The following is an 18,702-nucleotide window of genomic DNA, read 5'->3' on the forward strand; positions in this document are numbered from 1 at the left end:
CACGTGACCGATCGTGCCAATGTTGCAGTGCGGCTTCGTACGCGCGAATTTCTCTTTGGCCATGATAGGCTCCGTCTGATCTGATGTTGCGTCTGAAGGGGTGCGGGAGGCGCCCCGAAGGGCGCCGCCGGCTTAGGCGTACTTGGCGACGACCTTCTCGGCCTCGCCGCGCGGCACCTCTTCGTAATGGTCGAACTGCATCGTGAAGTTGGCGCGGCCCTGCGAGAAGGACCGGAGCTGGTTCACGTAACCGAACATGTTGGCCAGCGGCACCATCGCGTTGATGACGTTCGCGTTGCCACGCATGTCCTGGCCCTGGATTTGGCCGCGACGGGAGTTGAGATCGCCGATCACCGAGCCGGTATACTCTTCCGGCGAGACGACTTCGACCTTCATGACCGGCTCGAGGAGCACCGAGCCGCCCTTCTGAAGGGCCTCACGGAGCGCGGCACGCGACGCGATTTCGAAGGCGAGGGCCGACGAGTCGACATCGTGGTAGGCGCCGTCGATCAGCTCGACCTTGATGTCGACCACCGGGAAGCCGGCCAGAATACCGGCGCCGAGCACCGAATTCAGACCCTTTTCAACGCCCGGGATGTACTCCTTCGGCACCGTGCCGCCGATGATCTTCGAGGAGAACTCGAAGCCCTTGCCGGGCTCGTTGGGCTCCACGATGAACTTCACCCGGGCGAACTGACCGGTACCACCGGTCTGCTTCTTATGGGTGTAGTCGATCTCGGTGCGCTTCGTCAGCTTCTCACGATACGCAACCTGCGGCTGACCGATATTCGCATCGACCATGTAGGTCCGGCGGAGAATGTCGACCTTGATGTCGAGGTGAAGCTCGCCCATGCCACGAAGGATGGTCTGGCCCGACTCCTGGTCCGTCGAGACCCGGAACGACGGGTCCTCGGCGGCGAGCTTGGCCAAGGCGATTCCGAGCTTTTCCTGATCGGCCTTCGACTTCGGCTCGACGGCGATCTCGATCACCGGCTCCGGGAACTCCATCTTCTCGAGGATGACGGCGTCCTTCGGATCGCACAGCGTATCGCCTGTGCGGGTTTCCTTGAGGCCAGCCAGGGCGACGATGTCGCCCGTGAAGGCTTCCTTGACGTCCTCGCGGTTGTTGGCATGCATCAGGAGCATGCGGCCGACACGCTCCTTCTTGTCGCGCGAGGAGTTCAGGACGTTGGCACCGGACTCGATCTTGCCCGAGTAGACCCGGCAGAAAGTGATCGTGCCGACGTGCGGATCGTCCATGATCTTGAAGGCGAGCATGGAGAAAGGATCGGAATCGGCCGGGTGACGGACGGTCTCTTCCTCGGTCTTGAAGTCGAGGCCCTTGATCTCGCCGCGATCGGCGGGCGACGGCAGATAATCCACGACCGCATCGAGGAGCGGCTGAACGCCCTTGTTCTTGAAGGCCGAACCGCAGAGCACGGGATGGAAAGCACGACGCTGCACGGCCGTGCGGACGAGACGGTGCATCGTTGCCTGATCCGGCTCGACGCCGTCCAGATACGCGGCCATCGCGTCGTCATCCATCTCGACGCAAGCCTCGACGAGCTTGATGCGGTACTCCGCAGCCTGGTCGGCAAGATCGGCCGGGATCTCGGTCTCGGAGAAATCCGCGCCAAGCTTCTCGGAGGTCCAGACGATGGCCTTCATCTTGATCAGGTCGATGACGCCCTTGAAGGTCGTCTCGGCACCGATCGGCAGCTGCAGGCATACAGGCTTACCGGCGACCCGGTCGATGATGTCGGCCACGCACTTGAAGAAGTCGGCGCCGATCTTGTCCATCTTGTTGACGAACACGACGCGCGGCACGTCATACTTGTCGGCCTGGCGCCAGACGGTTTCCGTCTGAGGCTCGACGCCCTGGTTGCCATCCAGCACGCAAACGGCGCCGTCGAGAACGCGGAGCGAGCGCTCCACCTCGATGGTGAAGTCCACGTGGCCGGGAGTGTCGATGATGTTCAGGCGCTTGTCGCGCCAGAAGCAGGTGGTCGCGGCGGACGTGATCGTGATGCCACGCTCCTGCTCCTGCGTCATCCAATCCATCGTCGCGGCGCCGTCGTGGACTTCGCCGATCTTATGGGATTTGCCGGTGTAGTAGAGGATCCGCTCGGTGGTCGTGGTCTTGCCGGCATCGATGTGAGCCATGATGCCGAAGTTGCGGTAGTCCTCGATCGCGTGCGTGCGGGGCATCGGATTGCTCCTGAAAGGGTCCGGGTCCGCTTACCAGCGGTAGTGCGAGAAGGCGCGGTTGGCTTCCGCCATCCGGTGGGTGTCTTCCCGCTTCTTCACGGCGTTGCCGCGGTTGTTCGCGGCGTCGAGCAGCTCGGCGGAGAGACGCTCGACCATGGTGCGGTCGTTCCGGCCGCGGGCAGCCTGGATCAGCCAACGGATGGCGAGCGCCTGGCGGCGCTCCGTACGCACTTCGACGGGGACCTGGTAGGTCGCGCCGCCGACGCGGCGGGAGCGGACTTCGATGGCCGGGGCGACGTTCTCGAGGGCAGCGCGGAAGACCTCGATCGGGTTGGCGCGGGCGCGATTCTCGACGATGTCGAAGGCACCGTAGACGATCCGCTCAGCGGTGGACTTCTTGCCCTCGTACATGATCGAATTCATGAACTTGGTCAGCACGATGTCCCCGTACTTCGGGTCCGGGATGATCTCACGCTTCTCGGCAGAATGGCGGCGGGACATCGCTCGCTCCGTCTTAAACTTGGTCTTCTTGAAACCACCCTGCGCAGGCCGCCTTGAGCCTCTGGGAGGCCGGCGACATCCTTACAGGGTGCGCGAATGTCGGTCTTACTTCGGACGCTTGGCGCCGTACTTGGAGCGGCGCTGCTTGCGACCCTTGACGCCCTGCGTGTCGAGCACGCCGCGCAGGATGTGGTAGCGCACGCCGGGAAGGTCCTTCACGCGGCCGCCGCGGATCATCACCACGGAGTGCTCCTGAAGGTTGTGGCCCTCGCCCGGGATGTAACCGATGACCTCGAAGCCGTTGGTCAGGCGAACCTTGGCAACCTTGCGGAGCGCGGAGTTCGGCTTCTTCGGGGTCGTCGTGTAGACGCGGGTGCAGACGCCACGCTTCTGCGGGCAGGCGTCGAGCGCCGGCACCTTGTTGCGGCTCTTCTGCGCCTTGCGCGGCTGAGCGATCAGCTGGTTGATCGTCGGCATGCCAATCCTCTCGAAACGCGTCACCTGCAGCGGTGACCGTCGAAATCCAAATCTCGTTCTGGCCGGCCCCGGCATCGCACGTGGCGTGCGACGAAACGCAAAGCCGCGCCCCAGGCTGATGTCAGCCTTTGGCGCGCCGTTGCAAGCAGAGGATCACCTGCATCGAAGCAAGCGATCGTGCCGGGCTGACACGTGTTCGTCTGTTGAAGTCGGATGCGTTTAGGAAGCCTGGATCGAGGCTCTGGGCCTCACGATCGATTGCTGCCTACGGCCAGCCGTTCAATGAGGGCCTGATAGAGGCGGATTCGCCCCGCGTCAACCCATTCCGTTACAAGTTCATGAAGTTGCGGGGCACGAACGCGCCGCAGATCCGGACGGACGGCACCCATGCGAAAGGGGCCGCCCCTTGGGGCGGCCCCTTCCTATTCGTCGCGTTGGAGCGATCGCTTATTCCGCGGCGGGCGGCAGCTCGGAGAGGGGCTGAGCCCCGCTCTCGGCGGCCTTCTGCTGCAGGATAAGGTTGTCGCGACGGCGCGCCACGGCGCGGATCTCGGCCGCCATGGAGCCCGTGCCGGCCGGGATCAGCGACCCGACGATCACGTTCTCCTTGAGTCCTTCGAGGTAATCGATCTTCCCGTTGACGGCCGCCTCCGTGAGCACGCGGGTGGTCTCCTGGAACGACGCCGCCGAGATGAACGACTTCGTCTGCAGGCTTGCCTTGGTGATACCCAGGAGGACCGGTACGCCCACGACCGGCTTCTTGCCCTCGGCAAGCAGCTTCTCGTTGATCTCCGCCAGCTCCGTCCGGTCGATCTGGTCGCCCGTCAGGATGTCGGAATCGCCGCCGTCGGTGATTTCGACCTTCTGCAGCATCTGCCTGACGATGACCTCGATGTGCTTGTCGTTGATCGACACGCCCTGCAGCCGGTAGACTTCCTGAATCTCGTTGACGAGGTAGGCAGCGAGCTCCTCCACGCCCTTGATCGCCAGGATGTCGTGCGGGGCCGGATTGCCGTCGACGATGTAGTCGCCGAGCTCGACCACGTCGCCGTCCTGAAGGTGGATGTGCTTGCCCTTCGGGATCAGGTACTCGACCGCCTCGGACCCATCATGCGGCGTCAGCGTCAGGCGACGCTTGTTCTTGTAATCGCGCCCGAACTGAATCGTACCCGACTTCTCCGCAATGATGGCCGCGTCCTTGGGACGACGGGCCTCGAACAGTTCCGCCACCCGCGGCAGACCGCCGGTGATGTCGCGGGTCTTGGCCGAGTCGGCGGAGACGCGGGCCAGGATGTCGCCGGCCTTCACCTTCGCACCTGGATCGTAGCCGATGATGGCGTCGACGGGCAGGAAGTAGCGGGCGTCCGAGCCGCGCGGCAGCTTCATCGGCTTGCCGTCGGCATCGAGCACCAGCATCGCCGGCTTGAGGTCGGCGGTGCGGGCCGTCCCGCGCCAGTCGATGACGACGCGCTTGGCGATGCCGGTCGACTCGTCGGTGGTCTCGGTGATCGACTGGCCGTCGATGAGGTCCTCGTAGGCCACGATTCCGTCCGTCTCGGTGATGATCGGACGGGTGTAGGGGTCCCACTCGGCGATGCGCTGGCCCCGCTTGACGGTGTCGCCCTCGTCCACGCGCAACTTTGCGCCGTATTGCAGGCGGTGGTTGGCGCGCTCGGTGCCGTCGACCCCGACGATGACGATGGAGACGTTGCGGCCGGTGGCGATGAGATCGCCATCCGAGTTCCGTGCCAGGGCGCGGTTCCGGATCTTGATCGTGCCCTCGAAGCTCGACTCGATGAAGGACGAGTCGGAGATCTGGGCGGCGCCGCCGATGTGGAAGGTGCGCATGGTGAGCTGGGTGCCCGGCTCGCCGATCGACTGGGCGGCGATGACGCCGACCGCCTCACCCATGTTCACGGGCGTGCCGCGGGCGAGGTCGCGCCCGTAGCAGGTGGCGCAGACGCCGCTCTTCGTGGCGCAGACGAGCACCGAACGGATCTTGACCTCCTGGATCCCGGCGGCCTGGATGGCCGGCAGGTGCTTCTCCTCGATCGTCTCGTTGGTCTTGACGATCACCGTGCCGTCGAGGGCCACCAGATCCTCGGCCGTGGCGCGGCCGAGGATGCGGATGGCGAGCGGGGCCACGACCTGGCCGGCATCCACGATGGCGCGCATGCGGATGCCGTTGGTGGTGCCGCAATCGACCTCGCGGATGACGGCGTCCTGGGCCACGTCGACGAGACGCCGGGTCAGGTAGCCCGAGTTCGCGGTCTTCAACGCCGTGTCCGCGAGACCCTTACGGGCACCGTGGGTGGAGTTGAAGTACTCGAGCACGTCGAGGCCTTCCTTGAAGTTCGAGATGATTGGCGTCTCGATGATCTCGCCCGAGGGCTTGCTCATCAGGCCGCGCATGGCGGCGAGCTGGCGCATCTGCTCGCGGGAGCCGCGAGCGCCGGAATTCGCCATCATGTAGACCGAGTTGACCTGCTTGTCGGTCCCGTTCTCGTCCTTCTGGACCGCGGAGATCGCGGCCATCATCTCGTCCGCGAGCCGGGCCGAGCACTTGCCCCAGGCGTCGACGACCTTGTTGTACTTCTCACCCTGGGTGATCAGGCCGTCGTTGAACTGCTGCTCGAACTCCTTGACCAGATCGCGGGTCGACCCGACGATCGACCACTTGTTCGCAGGCACGACCATGTCGTCCTTGCCGAACGAGATGCCGGCCTTGAATGCGTGGTTGAAGCCCAGCGCCATGATGCGATCACAGAAGATCACCGACTCCTTCTGACCGCAGTGGCGGTAGACGGTGTCGATCATCGCGGAGATCTCTTTCTTGGTCATCAGCTTGTTGACGACGTCGAAAGGCACCTTGGCGTGCTGCGGCAGGGCCGTGGACAGGATCACCCGGCCCGGCGTGGTGTCGTAGGTCTTCGTCAGCGGCTCGCCATCGGGGCCGATGCCGTTCCAGCGCCAGCGGATCTTCGTGTGCAGCTTGACGGTCTTGGCCGCCAGGGCATGCTCGAGCTCGCCGATGTTGCCGAAGACGCCCTGCATCGGGTTCTGCTTGTTGGTCGGGTCGAAGGCGCCGATCGCCCCCTCGGCCACGATCGACAGGTAGTAGAGGCCGAGCACGATGTCCTGCGACGGCACGATGATCGGGTGACCGTTCGCCGGATGCAGGATGTTGTTGGTCGACATCATCAGGACGCGCGCTTCCAGCTGAGCCTCGAGGCTCAGGGGGACGTGCACGGCCATCTGGTCGCCGTCGAAATCCGCGTTGAAGGCGGTGCAGACCAGCGGGTGCAGCTGGATCGCCTTGCCCTCGATCAGCTTGGGCTCGAAGGCCTGGATGCCGAGGCGGTGCAGGGTCGGCGCGCGGTTCAGCATCACCGGATGCTCGCGGATCACCTCATCGAGGATGTCCCAGACCTCCGGCTTCTCCTTCTCCACGAGCTTCTTGGCCTGCTTCACCGTGGCGGAGAAGCCCTTGGCGTCGAGGCGCGCGTAGATGAACGGCTTGAACAGCTCCAGTGCCATCTTCTTCGGCAGGCCGCACTGGTGCAGCTTCAGCTCCGGACCGACGACGATGACCGAACGGCCGGAATAGTCGACGCGCTTGCCGAGGAGGTTCTGACGGAAGCGGCCCTGCTTGCCCTTCAGCATGTCGGCGAGCGACTTCAGAGGACGCTTGTTGGCGCCCGTGATAACGCGGCCGCGGCGGCCGTTGTCGAACAGCGCGTCGACCGCTTCCTGAAGCATGCGCTTCTCGTTGCGGATGATGATGTCCGGCGCCCGCAGCTCGATCAGCCGCTTGAGCCGGTTGTTGCGGTTGATGACGCGGCGGTAGAGATCGTTGAGATCGGACGTGGCGAAGCGGCCGCCATCCAGGGGGACGAGCGGGCGCAGGTCCGGCGGGATCACCGGAACCACGGTGAGGATCATCCACTCGGGCTTGTTGCCCGACATCTGGAAGGCCTCGATGATCTTCAGGCGCTTGAGGAGCTTCTTGGGCTTCAGCTCGGACGTGGTGGTAGCAATCTCCTCGCGCAGGGCATCGGCGATGCCGTCGAGGTCGAGCTCCTGCAGGATCCGGCGGATGGCCTCGGCGCCGATCATGGCGGTGAAGCTGTCCTCGCCGTACTCCTCCTGAGCGCGCAGGTACTCCTCCTCCGACAGGAGCTGACGCTCCTTGAGGGGGGTGAGGCCCGGCTCGATGACGCAATAGGACTCGAAGTACAGGATCCGCTCGAGGTCCTTGAGGGCCATGTCGAGCAGCAGGCCGATGCGCGAGGGCAGCGACTTCAGGAACCAGATGTGGGCGACGGGGGCGGCGAGCTCGATATGGCCCATGCGGTCGCGCCGGACGCGCGCGAGGGTGACCTCGACGCCGCACTTCTCACAGATGACGCCCTTGTACTTCATGCGCTTGTACTTGCCGCACAAGCACTCGTAATCCTTGATCGGCCCGAAGATCCGCGCGCAGAACAGGCCGTCACGCTCGGGCTTGAACGTGCGATAGTTGATCGTCTCGGGCTTCTTGATCTCGCCGAAAGACCACGAGAGGATCTTTTCCGGCGACGAGATCGAGATCTTGATCTGGTCGAAGCTCTGGGGCTGAGCCTGCTGATTGAAAAGATTCATGACCTCTTGGTTCATGATCTACTCCTGCTGACGTGGCGCACCCTCCGCCGAGGGGCTGACCGCGTGCTGAAAACGGATGCGGCGCAACGACCGGCCGGATCGTCACTGACCGTAGAACGGGAGGCCCTGCCCCTCCCCGCTCCGACCGCGCCGGGGTCGAACCCGGCGCGGGAGCGTGATGCGGTGGTTATTCGGCCGCCTCTGCGGGCGGCTCGATCTGGTCGTTGGCGAGCTTCTTCGAGGAAGTGAGCTCCACGTTGAGACCCAGCGAGCGCATTTCTTTGACAAGCACGTTGAACGACTCGGGGATGCCGGCCTCGAAGGTGTCGTCGCCGCGCACGATGGCCTCGTAGACCTTGGTGCGGCCTGCGACGTCGTCCGACTTGACCGTGAGCATCTCCTGCAGCGTGTACGCGGCGCCGTAGGCTTCGAGGGCCCAGACCTCCATCTCGCCGAAGCGCTGACCGCCGAACTGCGCCTTTCCGCCCAGCGGCTGCTGGGTGACCAGGGAGTACGGGCCGATCGACCGGGCGTGGATCTTGTCGTCCACGAGGTGGTGCAGCTTCAGCATGTAGATGTAGCCCATCGTCACCTTGCGATCGAAGGGCTCGCCCGAGCGGCCGTCATAGAGCGTCGACTGGGCCGACCGGTCGAGACCGGCCATCTCCAGCATCTGCTCGATGTCGGCTTCCTTGGCGCCGTTGAACACCGGGGTCGCCATCGGTACGCCGCGGCGCACGTTGTTGGCGGCCTCCGCCATCTCCTCGTCGGTCAGACCTTCCAGCTCGGACGGCGAGTAGATCGCCTCCATCTCCGCCTTCAGGGGCGCGATGTCGTTGCTGCGCAGGTAGGCATCCACCGCCTGACTGACCTTGCGGCCAAGTCCGGCCGCGGCCCAACCCAGGTGAGTCTCGAGGATCTGGCCGACGTTCATGCGCGAGGGCACGCCGAGCGGGTTCAGGACGATGTCGGCATGCGTTCCGTCTTCCAGGAACGGCATGTCCTCTATCGGCACGATCCGGGAGACGACGCCCTTGTTGCCGTGGCGACCGGCCATCTTGTCGCCGGGCTGGATCTTGCGCTTCACCGCCACGAAGACCTTGACCATCTTCATGACGCCGGGCGGGAGCTCGTCGCCGCGCTGCAGCTTCTCGACCTTGTCGAGGAAGCGCTGCTCGAGGCGCTTCTTCGATTCGTCGTACTGCTTCTGCATCGCTTCCATCTCGGTCATGAGACGGTCGTCGATGACGGCGAACTGCCACCACTGCGAACGCGGGTACTCGCTGAGGAGCTCGCGGGTGAGCGTGGCCTCCTTCTTGAAGCCCTTCGGCCCCGCGATGGGCGCCTGGCCGATGAGGACCGTGGCGAGACGCGCGTAGGTGTTGCGATCCAGGATCGCCTGCTCGTCATCGCGGTCCTTGGCGAGGCGCTCGATCTCCTCGCGCTCGATCGCCTGGGCGCGCTCATCCTTGTCGACGCCGTGGCGGTTGAACACCCGGACCTCGACGATCGTGCCGGTCACGCCCGGGGGGACCCGGAGCGAGGTGTCGCGCACGTCGGACGCCTTCTCGCCGAAGATGGCGCGGAGGAGTTTCTCCTCCGGCGTCATCGGGCTCTCGCCCTTCGGCGTGATCTTGCCGCACAGAATGTCGCCGGCGTGAACCTCGGCGCCGATATAGACGATGCCGGCTTCGTCGAGGTTCTTGAGCGCCTCTTCGGAGACGTTCGGGATGTCGCGGGTGATCTCTTCCGGACCGAGCTTGGTGTCTCGGGCCATCACCTCGAATTCCTCGATGTGAATCGAGGTGAACACGTCATCCTTCACGATCCGCTCAGAGAGCAGGATCGAGTCCTCGAAGTTGTAGCCGTTCCACGGCATGAACGCGACGAGCACGTTCCGGCCGAGGGCGAGCTCGCCGAACTCCGTCGAGGGGCCGTCGGCGATGATCTCGCCCTTCTTCACGGCCTCGCCGACGCGAACGAGCGGCTTCTGCGTGATGCAGGTCGACTGGTTGGAGCGCTGGAACTTCTGCAGGCGATAGATGTCAACGCCGGGCTTGTTGGCGTCGGCCTCTTCGGTGGCCCGGATCACGATACGGGTGGCGTCCACCTGGTCGACGATGCCGGTGCGGCGGGCGGCGATGGCGGCGCCGGAGTCGCGGGCGACCACGGCCTCCATGCCGGTGCCGACGAAGGGCGCATCGGCGCGCACCAGCGGCACCGCCTGGCGCTGCATGTTCGAACCCATCAGCGCGCGGTTCGCGTCGTCGTTCTCGAGGAACGGGATGAGCGCGGCGGCGACCGAGACGAGCTGCTTCGGCGACACGTCCATGAGATCGACGCGATCGGGGGGCACGACGATGACGTCACCGGCCCGACGGCAGACCACGAGGTCCTCCGTCAGCTTGAAGGTCTCGTCCATCTGCGCGTTGGCCTGGGCGACGTAGTACTTCGCCTCCTCCATCGCCGAGAGATAGGCGACGTCGGTGGTGACGACGCCGTCTTTCACCCGCCGGAAGGGGGTCTCGATGAAGCCGTACTTGTTCACCCGTGCGAAGGTGGCGAGGGAGTTGATCAGACCGATGTTCGGGCCTTCCGGCGTCTCGATCGGGCAGATGCGGCCGTAATGGGTCGGGTGAACGTCGCGCACCTCGAAGCCGGCGCGCTCGCGGGTCAGACCGCCCGGGCCAAGCGCCGAGAGGCGACGCTTGTGCGTCACTTCCGAGAGCGGGTTCGTCTGGTCCATGAACTGCGAAAGCTGCGACGAGCCGAAGAACTCGCGCACGGCCGCGGCCGCGGGCTTCGCGTTGATGAGGTCCTGCGGCATCACCGTGTCGATGTCGACGGAGGACATGCGCTCCTTGATCGCGCGCTCCATGCGGAGCAGGCCGAGGCGGTACTGGTTCTCCATCAGCTCGCCGACCGAGCGCACCCGGCGGTTGCCGAGGTGATCGATGTCGTCGATCTCGCCCTTGCCGTCGCGCAGGTCCACCAGCGCCTTCACGACCGCGAGCATGTCCTCGCGGCGGAGCGTCCGCACGGTGTCCTCGGCGTCGAGGTCGAGGCGCATGTTCATCTTCACGCGGCCGACGGCTGAGAGATCGTAGCGCTCGGAATCGAAGAACAGCGAGTGGAACATCGCCTCGGCGGTGTCGAGGGTCGGCGGCTCACCCGGGCGCATGACCCGGTAGATGTCGAACAGCGCGCCTTCGCGAGCCGAGTTCTTGTCCACCGCAAGGGTGTTGCGGATGTAGGGACCGACGTTGATGTGGTCGATGTCCAGAACCGGAAGCTCGGAGACGCCGACCTCTTCGAGGCTCTTCAGGAGCTTGTCGGAGATCTCGTCGCCGGCCTCGGCCCAGATCTCGCCGGTCTTGGCGTTGACGAGATCCTCGGCGATGTACTGGCCGATCAGGTCCTCGTCGGTGGCCTTGAGGAACTGCACGCCGCGCTCGGCGATCTGCCGGGCGTTGCGGGCGTTCAGCTTCTTGCCGGCCTCGAGCACGACCTCGCCGGACTCCGCGTCGATGAGGTCGACGGAGGCCTTGAAGCCCTTCAGGCGCTCGGCGTCGTAGGGCACGCGCCAGTCGGCACCGTCCCGGTCGTAGATCACGCGGTTGTAGAAGGTCGACAGGATCTCCTCGCCGTCGAGGCCGAGGGCGAACAGCAGCGACGTCACCGGGAGCTTGCGCTTCCGGTCGATGCGGACGTGCACGATGTCCTTGGCGTCGAACTCGACGTCGAGCCAGGAGCCGCGATACGGGATGATGCGGGCGGCGAACAGGAGCTTGCCCGACGAGTGAGTCTTGCCCTTGTCGTGGTCGAAGAACACGCCCGGGGAGCGGTGCATCTGCGAGACGATGACGCGCTCGGTGCCGTTGACGATGAAGGTGCCGTTCTCCGTCATCAAGGGCATGTCGCCCATGTAGACGTCCTGCTCCTTGATGTCCTTGACCGACTTCGCACCGGTATCCGGATCCACATCGAACACGATGAGGCGCAGCGTGACCTTGAGCGGGGCTGCGTACGTGATGCCGCGCTGGCGGCACTCGTCGACGTCGTATTTCGGCTGCTCGAACGTGTACTTCACGAACTCGAGGAGGGCCGTCGAGGAGAAGTCCGAGATCGGGAAGACCGACTTGAACACGGTCTGCAGGCCTTCGTCGCCCCGTCCGCCTTCCGGCTCATCCATGATCAGGAACTGGTCGTAGGACGCCTTCTGAACCTCAATGAGGTTCGGCATCTCGGCGACTTCCTTGATCTTGCCGAAGAATTTGCGAATCCGCTTGCGACCGACCAGCGTGTTGGCCATGGGTGACCTCGCTCCTACGTCCCGCGTACCGGGTGCCCGGGGAAGGCGTCTGCCTCCCGCAACCAGGCTTCGGGCCCGCCCCGCCGGACGACGCCTTCCCGAACTGAAAATCCCGTGGCCCTTGCGCGGGCCGGTCGGGCCGCTTGAAGCGACCATGGCCCACGGGCGTGAACCCGCGGGCCGTTGGTGCCGTCAGGCCCGGAGGGGCCCGACGGAGAGTGACGGGCCGGAACGGCCCATCGCAGTGTCTTACTTGAGCTCGACCTTGGCGCCAGCCTTCTCGAGCTGAGCCTTGAGCTTCTCGGCCTCTTCCTTGTTGACGGACTCCTTGACGGCCTTCGGAGCGCCCTCGACGAGGTCCTTGGCTTCCTTGAGGCCGAGGCCGGTGATCGCGCGGACCTCCTTGATGACCTCGATCTTCTTGTCGCCAGCGGCGGTCAGCATGACCGTGAACTCGGTCTGCTCCTCGGCGGCGGCGGCAGCGCCACCACCGGCGGCCGGGCCGGCAGCCACGGCGACTGCAGCGGCGGCCGAGACGCCCCACTTCTCTTCGAGCATCTTGGCGAGGTCGGCAGCCTCGAGAACGGTCAGCGAGGACAGGTCGTCGACGAGCTTGGCAAGATCAGCCATGTTGGTATTCCCTTGGATATCGGTTTGAACGGATGGGTTGAAAAGGGCGATGCGGCCTCAGGCCGCTTCGCTCTGAGCCTCGTCCTTGGTGGCATAGGCCCCGAACACGCGGGCGAGCTTGGCCGCCGGTGCGTTGACGACCTGGGCGATCTTGGTCGCGGGAGCCTGGATGAGGCCCACGATCTTGCCGCGCAGTTCGTCGAGGGACGGCAGCGAGGCGAGGGCCTTCACACCGTCCGGGTTCAGGGCGGTCGTGCCCATGGCGCCGCCGAGGATCACGAGCTTGTCGTTGACCTTGGCGAAGTCCACCGCAACCTTGGCGGCCGCGACCGGATCGCTCGAATAGGCGAGCAGGGTCGGACCCTTCAGGAGGGGCTTGATGGAGGCGACGTCCGTGCCATCGAGAGCGATGTTGGCGAGGCGGTTCTTGGTGACCTTCACGGTGGCGCCGGCCTGCTTCATCTGCGAGCGCAGCTTCTGCATGTCGGCGACCGTGAGGCCCTTGTAGTGGGCCACGACGACGACGGCGGTGTTCGCGAACACGCCGTTGAGCGTCGAGACGAGATCAGCTTTGGCTGTCCTGTCCACTGGGGCTCTCTCCGGTTGGCGGAACCCGAAAACGGGTCCGCCGGTTGCACATGCCGCCCGGGACGGAACTCGGCTTAACACGAAGCCGGAACGTCCTTGGCGACGCTTCACGGCCCTGTCCCCTACCGCCCCCCGGAACGGGTGGACGACATGGGTGAGATGGTTCAAACCGATGCCTCACCCTGCCCGCGCGATGCGGACCCGGCGAGGGCAGTAGAATTTCGGTCTTCCCAGTCTGTGCAGGCGTGTGGATTAAGCCGGTGACCCGGCGCCTGCAGTCTCGGACAGGACATGGCCGGACGAAGCTCAGAAGGGGTTTCATGCCCCTCAAAGCCTTCCGGCCAACATCACCCGGTTGCCCAGGCGATCTCTCAATCGGAATGCGACCGATCGGTCGATTCCTTTCTCATGTATGAAAACGTTGAGCGGGGTCTATAGAGCCTTGCAAGCAGCCTGCCAAGTGCCCCGGGGCGATTATTCCGTCGCAGGCGACGCTTTTCCCTTGACGCCGCAGGCGGCCCGAAGCCGCCTGCGGATGGGCCGCAAAAGCCTGTCAGGTCGGCAGGAATTTGCGGGCGGCCCGCCACCAGGGCTCGCGGGCGTCGCGCTTCTGGTCCGCCTTGGCGGCGTAGAACGAGGCATTGTGCTCGCCGCGCAGGGCTTCCCGGGTGAAGCGGATGAGGTGGTGGGCGACGAAGCCCATGTTGAACACCGCCTCGATCTGTCCGCGCTTCAGGGCGTGGCCGGCGGCGCGCCAGAACACCCGCCGGTAATCGGACAGCAGTCCGACGCGCACAGCGATGTTGAAGCCGAGCACGAGGCCGCGGCGCAGGTTGGTGCGGGTAAGCTTGCCCCTAACCGGCGTCTTGATCCGGTTCGGGTAGGTCACCTCCACCTGGTGCCGGAAGCGCTCGAAGATCTGCGCCGGCTCGTAGGCGTGGGCGATGGCCCGGCGCCAGGAGGCCACGACGTCGTCGTGCGGGCGCTTGAAGAGCACGTTCGATTCGAGCGCCGCATCGTGGACGAGGCGGTTCTCGCGGGTCAGGCGATCCCAGAGCGGCGTCTTCGGCAGCGCCTGCAGGAGGTTCATCGTCAGCACCGGCACGGCCGACTTGTCGATGAAGTCGATGAGCTTCTGCTCCGACTGATCGGTGTCCGTGTCGAGGCCGAGAATGATGCCCGAGGTCACCTCGAGGCCGAAGCGGTTCAGGGTCTCGATCGCCTCGTACATCGGCACGGCGGCGTTGTGCTTCTTGTCGATTCCCGCGAGGGCGTCCTCCTCGGGCGTCTCGATGCCGACGAAGACGGTCATGAAGTTGGCCTGCCGCATCAGCTCGAGGATGTCGGGCTGCTTGGCCATGTTCAACGTCGCCTCGCAGGCGAACTGGAGCGGATAGTCGTTCTTCTTCTGCCACGCCACGAGGTGGGGCAGCATGTCCTTCGTGGCCTTGCGGTTGCCGATGAAGTTGTCGTCGACGAAGTAGACCACCGCCGGATGGCCGGGCTGCGCGATGATGGCGTCAAGCTCACCGAGCATCTGCTCGGGGCTCTTCAGGCGCGGCTGGCGGCCGTAGAGCTGCGGGATGTCGCAGAACTCGCAGCGATAGGGGCAACCCGAGGAGAATTGCAGCGATCCGATGAGGTAGCGCTTCAGGGGCGCCGCTTCGTAGGCGGGGGCCGGGAAGTCCGAGAGCGGGAGCCGCTCCTTGGTCTCCAGGCGGACCTGGGCCGCCGGGATCGAGACATCGCGGTCGAGGATCGCGACCAGCTCGTCGGTGGCGTCACCGATCTCGCCGAGATGCAGGTAGTCGAATTCGGGATACTGTTCGGGGGAGCCGGAGACCGAGGGGCCGCCCAGCGCCGTCACCTTCCCGGCCGCGTGGGCGCGGGCGTAGATATCCCGGATCTGCGGGGCCTGGATGTGCATGCCGGACACGAACACCGCGTCGGCCCAGGCGAAGTCCGCTGCGCCGGCCCGGGCGATGTTCTCGTCGATGAACCGGTACTCCCACGACTCGGGCATGTAGGCCGCGATCAGCAGGAGCCCTTGCGGGGGCATGAAGGCCTTCACGCCGCCCATCAGGGGGTAGGCGTGAGAGAAGGTCCCGAAGGACGGCGTGTAGGCGGGAAAGACGCACAGGATGCGTCGCTTCGAGGTCACGGAGAGGGAGCATCGCATGACTGCATACCTAGCACAGGCCTACGCGAAGGCGTCACCCTCCTGTGTTCTTTTCTTGGGCGCTCCGACGACCGTCCGCTCCTGGAACGGCGCGTGGCATTCCTCCCTCACGGCTCTTTGATCGTGGTCGAACCCGAACCGCCGGTGCGCGGTGGTCGGGGAACGCAGTCCCCGAGGGCTTGGGCCGGCCGAATGTTGAGAAGCCGTTCCGGCGAGCCTGACCACAAACGAAAACGCCCGGCCGCGAGGCCGGGCGCTTCTATTCTGTTCAAGCCTGAAGGATCAGGCGGTGAGGACGCTCGCGGGCTCAACCTTCACGCCCGGACCCATCGAGGAGGTCACGGCGACGCGCTGGACGTACTGGCCCTTGGCGCCGGCGGGCTTCGCCTTGGAGACGGCGTCGGCGAAAGCCTTGATGTTCTCGACGAGCTTGTCGGCGTCGAACGAGACCTTGCCGATACCGGCGTGGATGATGCCGGCCTTCTCGACGCGGAACTCGACGGAGCCGCCCTTGGCGCCGGCGACGGCGCCCTTCACGTCCATGGTCACGGTGCCGACCTTCGGGTTCGGCATCAGGCCGCGCGGGCCGAGCACCTTTCCGAGACGGCCGACGAGCGGCATCAGGTCGGGGGTCGCGATGCAGCGATCGAACTCGATCTTGCCGCTCTGGACGATCTCGAGGAGGTCCTCGGCGCCCACGATGTCGGCGCCGGCAGCCTTGGCCTCGTCGGCCTTGGCGCCGCGGGCGAACACCGCCACCCGCACCGTGCGGCCGGAGCCGTTGGGCAGGTTGCAGACGCCGCGGACCATCTGGTCGGCGTGGCGCGGGTCGACGCCGAGATTCATCGAGATCTCGACGGTCTCGTCGAACTTGGCGCTGGCCTTCTCCTTCACGAGCTTGATCGCCTCGTCGATGGGATAGAGCTTGAGCGCGTCGATGCCCTCGCGGGCGGCGCGGATGCGCTTGCCTTCGTGTGCCATTGTGCCCTCCCCTTAAGCGACGACGTCGAGGCCCATGGCCCGCGCGGAGCCACGGATCATGGCGACGGCGGCGTCAACCGAGTCGCAGTTCAGGTCGGGCATCTTCTTCTCGGCGATCTCGCGCAGCTGCGCTTCGGTCACCTTGCCGACATTGGAGCCGGCCTTGCCCGGGGTCTTCGAGCCGGAAGCCGGCTTCTTGCCGATCTTCAGGCCGGCGGCCTTCTTCAGGAAGAAGGTGACCGGCGGCTGCTTCATCTCGAAGGTGAAGGAGCGGTCCTGGTACGCCGTGATGACGACCGGGATCGGGGTGCCCTTCTCGATCTGGGAGGTCTTCGCATTGAAGGCCTTGCAGAATTCCATGATGTTGAGGCCGCGCTGACCGAGCGCGGGGCCGATGGGCGGCGACGGGTTCGCGGCGCCGGCCGGAACCTGAAGCTTCACGTAGCCCGTGATCTTCTTTGCCATAGGGACTGCTCCCAAAGAATGCCCGGCATCCGGCTGGCCTCAGCGCGGACGGAACGGGCGGTTGCAGGTCGCGGTTCGGTCCGTGGACCCCGGCGGCGAACCGGGCGGGCCTCCCGCGTATGACACCGTCGCGCGGGACGGTGGTTTCGCGCGCGGCCGAGGCCGGGCGGGAAGGGACATGGGGCGAGCCGGGGACGGCTCACCCGAAATGGGGCCGGATCAGACCTTCTCGACCTGCCCGTATTCAAGCTCGACCGGCGTGGCGCGGCCGAAGATCGACACGGCGACCTTGAGGCGCGACCGGCTCTCGTCGATCTCCTCGACGGTGCCGTTGAAGGAGGCGAAGGGACCGTCGGAAACCCGGACCGTCTCGCCGATCTCGAAGGACACGGAGGGCTTGGGACGGTCGACGCCCTCGGCGACCTGCCCCTTGATGCGCTCGGCCTCCGCATCCGGGATCGGAACCGGCTTGGACTTGTCGGCGCCCAGGAAGCCCGTCACCTTCGGGGTGTTCTTGATGAGGTGGTAGACCTCGTCGGTCAGGTCGCACTTCACCAGGACGTAGCCGGGGAAGAACTTGCGTTCCGCATCGACCTTGCGGCCCCGGCGCACCTCGACGACCTTCTCGGTCGGAACCATGACCTCGTCGAACAGCTCCATCAGGCCACGCTGGGCCGCCTGATCCTTGATGGACTGCGCGACCTTGTTCTCGAAATTCGAGTAGGCGTGGACGATGTACCAGCGCTTCGACACGGTTCTCACCAAATCCTGACGTCAGTCAGCCCGATCACGCCGCAGCGCGCCCGGGCCGAGAAGTTGTTAGGCGCCGACCCCAAGGATCAGAGTCACGAGATAGCGCAGCGCCTGGTCCACCACCGTGAAGAAGATGCTCGCCACCACAACCATGATGAACACCATCACGGTGGTCACGACGGTCTCCTTGCGGGTCGGCCACGTGACCTTGCGGCCCTCGTCGCGAACCTGGCTCAGGAACTCGGCCGGACCCACGCGCTTCTGCGCGGGGCGCACCGGCGGGGTCGCCCGAGGGGGCGTCGGCGTGGTGGAGCCGCGCTGCGGGGTGCGCGCGAGATCCACTTTCTTCGATGCTTCGTTCGATGCCATGGCGCCAACAACAGGGAGATCGGCCCGAGCTTCGGGAAAGCGCGACGCGGCGGCTCCGGGGAGGAGCCTGCATCGACGGCCTTCATCGATCTCGGAAGGCGACCGCTCTAACGCAAGTCGCCGGGCTTGTCGACTGCGCCCGGCCGGACTTCGCTGAGGAGCGATCTGCTGAAAGGGAAGAGGGCTGGGAGGATCAACGGGTCTGATGCGGCCAAATGGCAGGAGTGGAGGGACTCGAACCCGCAACCTCCGGTTTTGGAGACCGGCGCTCTGACCAGTTGAGCTACACTCCTATGCGAAGGACGAGTCCTTCGCCGCGGCGCTGCTATAGACCGGTCGCGAGGGCTTCGCAATGGTCAAACGGCGTCGTCGGCGAAGAACCTTTGCGACGGCTCTCAGGCCGGCGCGGACCCTGGAAACGCGGACCTGGGAAACGCGGACCTCGGAAACGACAACGGCGCCCCGGAGCGATCCGGGGCGCCGCGTCGTGTCGCCGGTCGGGTGTCCCGCGAGGGGCGCCCGATGGCGGCGGGTCTACTCGTTGATGGCGGCGACGACGCCTGCGCCGACGGTGCGTCCGCCTTCACGGATGGCGAAG

At 65.5% G+C, this 18,702-nt stretch carries 12 protein-coding genes and 1 tRNA gene; all 13 read right to left on the reverse strand.

The features are described 5' to 3' along the window. Window positions 1–132: 132 nt before the first annotated feature. The 13 genes from fusA to ASF20_RS16375 all read right to left on the reverse strand — a co-directional run bounded on the left by fusA (window position 133) and on the right by ASF20_RS16375 (window position 18,397). Window positions 133–2,208 carry an elongation factor G gene (fusA, locus tag ASF20_RS16315; protein WP_056275823.1) on the reverse strand — a complete coding sequence of 692 codons (2,076 nt, stop codon included), beginning with the start codon at window positions 2,206–2,208 and terminating at the stop codon, window positions 133–135. Between the two features lie 30 nt (window positions 2,209–2,238). Further along, on the reverse strand, window positions 2,239–2,709 hold the full coding sequence (gene rpsG / locus ASF20_RS16320) for a 30S ribosomal protein S7 (protein WP_055954713.1): 471 nt from the start codon (window positions 2,707–2,709) through the stop codon (window positions 2,239–2,241). Window positions 2,710–2,814: 105 nt separating this feature from the next. Then, entirely contained in the window at window positions 2,815–3,186 is a 372-nt protein-coding gene (rpsL, locus tag ASF20_RS16325; RefSeq protein ID WP_018044234.1) for a 30S ribosomal protein S12, read from the reverse strand. Between the two features lie 447 nt (window positions 3,187–3,633). Continuing rightward, on the reverse strand, window positions 3,634–7,842 hold the full coding sequence (rpoC, locus tag ASF20_RS16330) for a DNA-directed RNA polymerase subunit beta' (protein ID WP_056275827.1): 4,209 nt from the start codon (window positions 7,840–7,842) through the stop codon (window positions 3,634–3,636). Window positions 7,843–8,014: 172 nt separating this feature from the next. Continuing rightward, entirely contained in the window at window positions 8,015–12,139 is a 4,125-nt protein-coding gene (gene rpoB / locus ASF20_RS16335) for a DNA-directed RNA polymerase subunit beta (RefSeq protein ID WP_056275830.1), read from the reverse strand. Between the two features lie 249 nt (window positions 12,140–12,388). Further along, a complete protein-coding gene (gene rplL, locus ASF20_RS16340; RefSeq protein ID WP_056218129.1) occupies window positions 12,389–12,769 on the reverse strand; it encodes a 50S ribosomal protein L7/L12 in 381 nt (126 codons plus the stop codon). A 57-nt stretch (window positions 12,770–12,826) separates the two neighbouring features. Beyond that, entirely contained in the window at window positions 12,827–13,357 is a 531-nt protein-coding gene (gene rplJ, locus ASF20_RS16345; protein ID WP_055954702.1) for a 50S ribosomal protein L10, read from the reverse strand. A gap of 553 nt (window positions 13,358–13,910) precedes the next feature. Then, complete coding sequence (locus ASF20_RS16350; RefSeq protein ID WP_056218133.1) at window positions 13,911–15,536, reverse strand: B12-binding domain-containing radical SAM protein; 1,626 nt, start codon at window positions 15,534–15,536, stop codon at window positions 13,911–13,913. A gap of 282 nt (window positions 15,537–15,818) precedes the next feature. Next, the gene (gene rplA, locus ASF20_RS16355; RefSeq protein ID WP_056218136.1) at window positions 15,819–16,517 is read right to left on the reverse strand and encodes a 50S ribosomal protein L1; all 699 of its coding nucleotides are present in this window, start codon (window positions 16,515–16,517) and stop codon (window positions 15,819–15,821) included. A gap of 12 nt (window positions 16,518–16,529) precedes the next feature. Continuing rightward, window positions 16,530–16,982 (reverse strand): 50S ribosomal protein L11, encoded by a 453-nt coding sequence (gene rplK / locus ASF20_RS16360; RefSeq protein WP_056218139.1) that lies wholly within the window; start codon window positions 16,980–16,982, stop codon window positions 16,530–16,532. 219 nt (window positions 16,983–17,201) lie between these two features. Beyond that, window positions 17,202–17,735, reverse strand: a complete 534-nt coding sequence (gene nusG, locus ASF20_RS16365) for a transcription termination/antitermination protein NusG (RefSeq protein ID WP_056218143.1) — start codon at window positions 17,733–17,735, stop codon at window positions 17,202–17,204. Window positions 17,736–17,801: 66 nt separating this feature from the next. Beyond that, window positions 17,802–18,104, reverse strand: coding sequence for a preprotein translocase subunit SecE (gene secE / locus ASF20_RS16370; RefSeq protein WP_056218145.1), 303 nt, complete (start codon window positions 18,102–18,104; stop codon window positions 17,802–17,804). Between the two features lie 216 nt (window positions 18,105–18,320). Next, window positions 18,321–18,397, reverse strand: a tRNA-Trp gene (locus ASF20_RS16375). Between the last annotated feature and the right edge of the window lie 305 nt (window positions 18,398–18,702).

It is taken from the genome of Methylobacterium sp. Leaf88 (assembly GCF_001422795.1).
Classification (GTDB): Bacteria; Pseudomonadota; Alphaproteobacteria; order Rhizobiales; family Beijerinckiaceae; genus Methylobacterium.

What these genes read in the sequence shown, in the direction of transcription:
- fusA (WP_056275823.1), bottom strand. Translation starts at nt 2,208, where the DNA reads ATGCCCCGCACGCACGCGATCGAGGACTACCGCAACTTCGGCATCATG.
- rpsG (WP_055954713.1), bottom strand. Translation starts at nt 2,709, where the DNA reads ATGTCCCGCCGCCATTCTGCCGAGAAGCGTGAGATCATCCCGGACCCG.
- rpsL (WP_018044234.1), bottom strand. Translation starts at nt 3,186, where the DNA reads ATGCCGACGATCAACCAGCTGATCGCTCAGCCGCGCAAGGCGCAGAAG.
- rpoC (WP_056275827.1), bottom strand. Translation starts at nt 7,842, where the DNA reads ATGAACCAAGAGGTCATGAATCTTTTCAATCAGCAGGCTCAGCCCCAG.
- rpoB (WP_056275830.1), bottom strand. Translation starts at nt 12,139, where the DNA reads ATGGCCAACACGCTGGTCGGTCGCAAGCGGATTCGCAAATTCTTCGGC.
- rplL (WP_056218129.1), bottom strand. Translation starts at nt 12,769, where the DNA reads ATGGCTGATCTTGCCAAGCTCGTCGACGACCTGTCCTCGCTGACCGTT.
- ASF20_RS16350 (WP_056218133.1), bottom strand. Translation starts at nt 15,536, where the DNA reads ATGCGATGCTCCCTCTCCGTGACCTCGAAGCGACGCATCCTGTGCGTC.
- rplA (WP_056218136.1), bottom strand. Translation starts at nt 16,517, where the DNA reads ATGGCACACGAAGGCAAGCGCATCCGCGCCGCCCGCGAGGGCATCGAC.
- rplK (WP_056218139.1), bottom strand. Translation starts at nt 16,982, where the DNA reads ATGGCAAAGAAGATCACGGGCTACGTGAAGCTTCAGGTTCCGGCCGGC.
- secE (WP_056218145.1), bottom strand. Translation starts at nt 18,104, where the DNA reads ATGGCATCGAACGAAGCATCGAAGAAAGTGGATCTCGCGCGCACCCCG.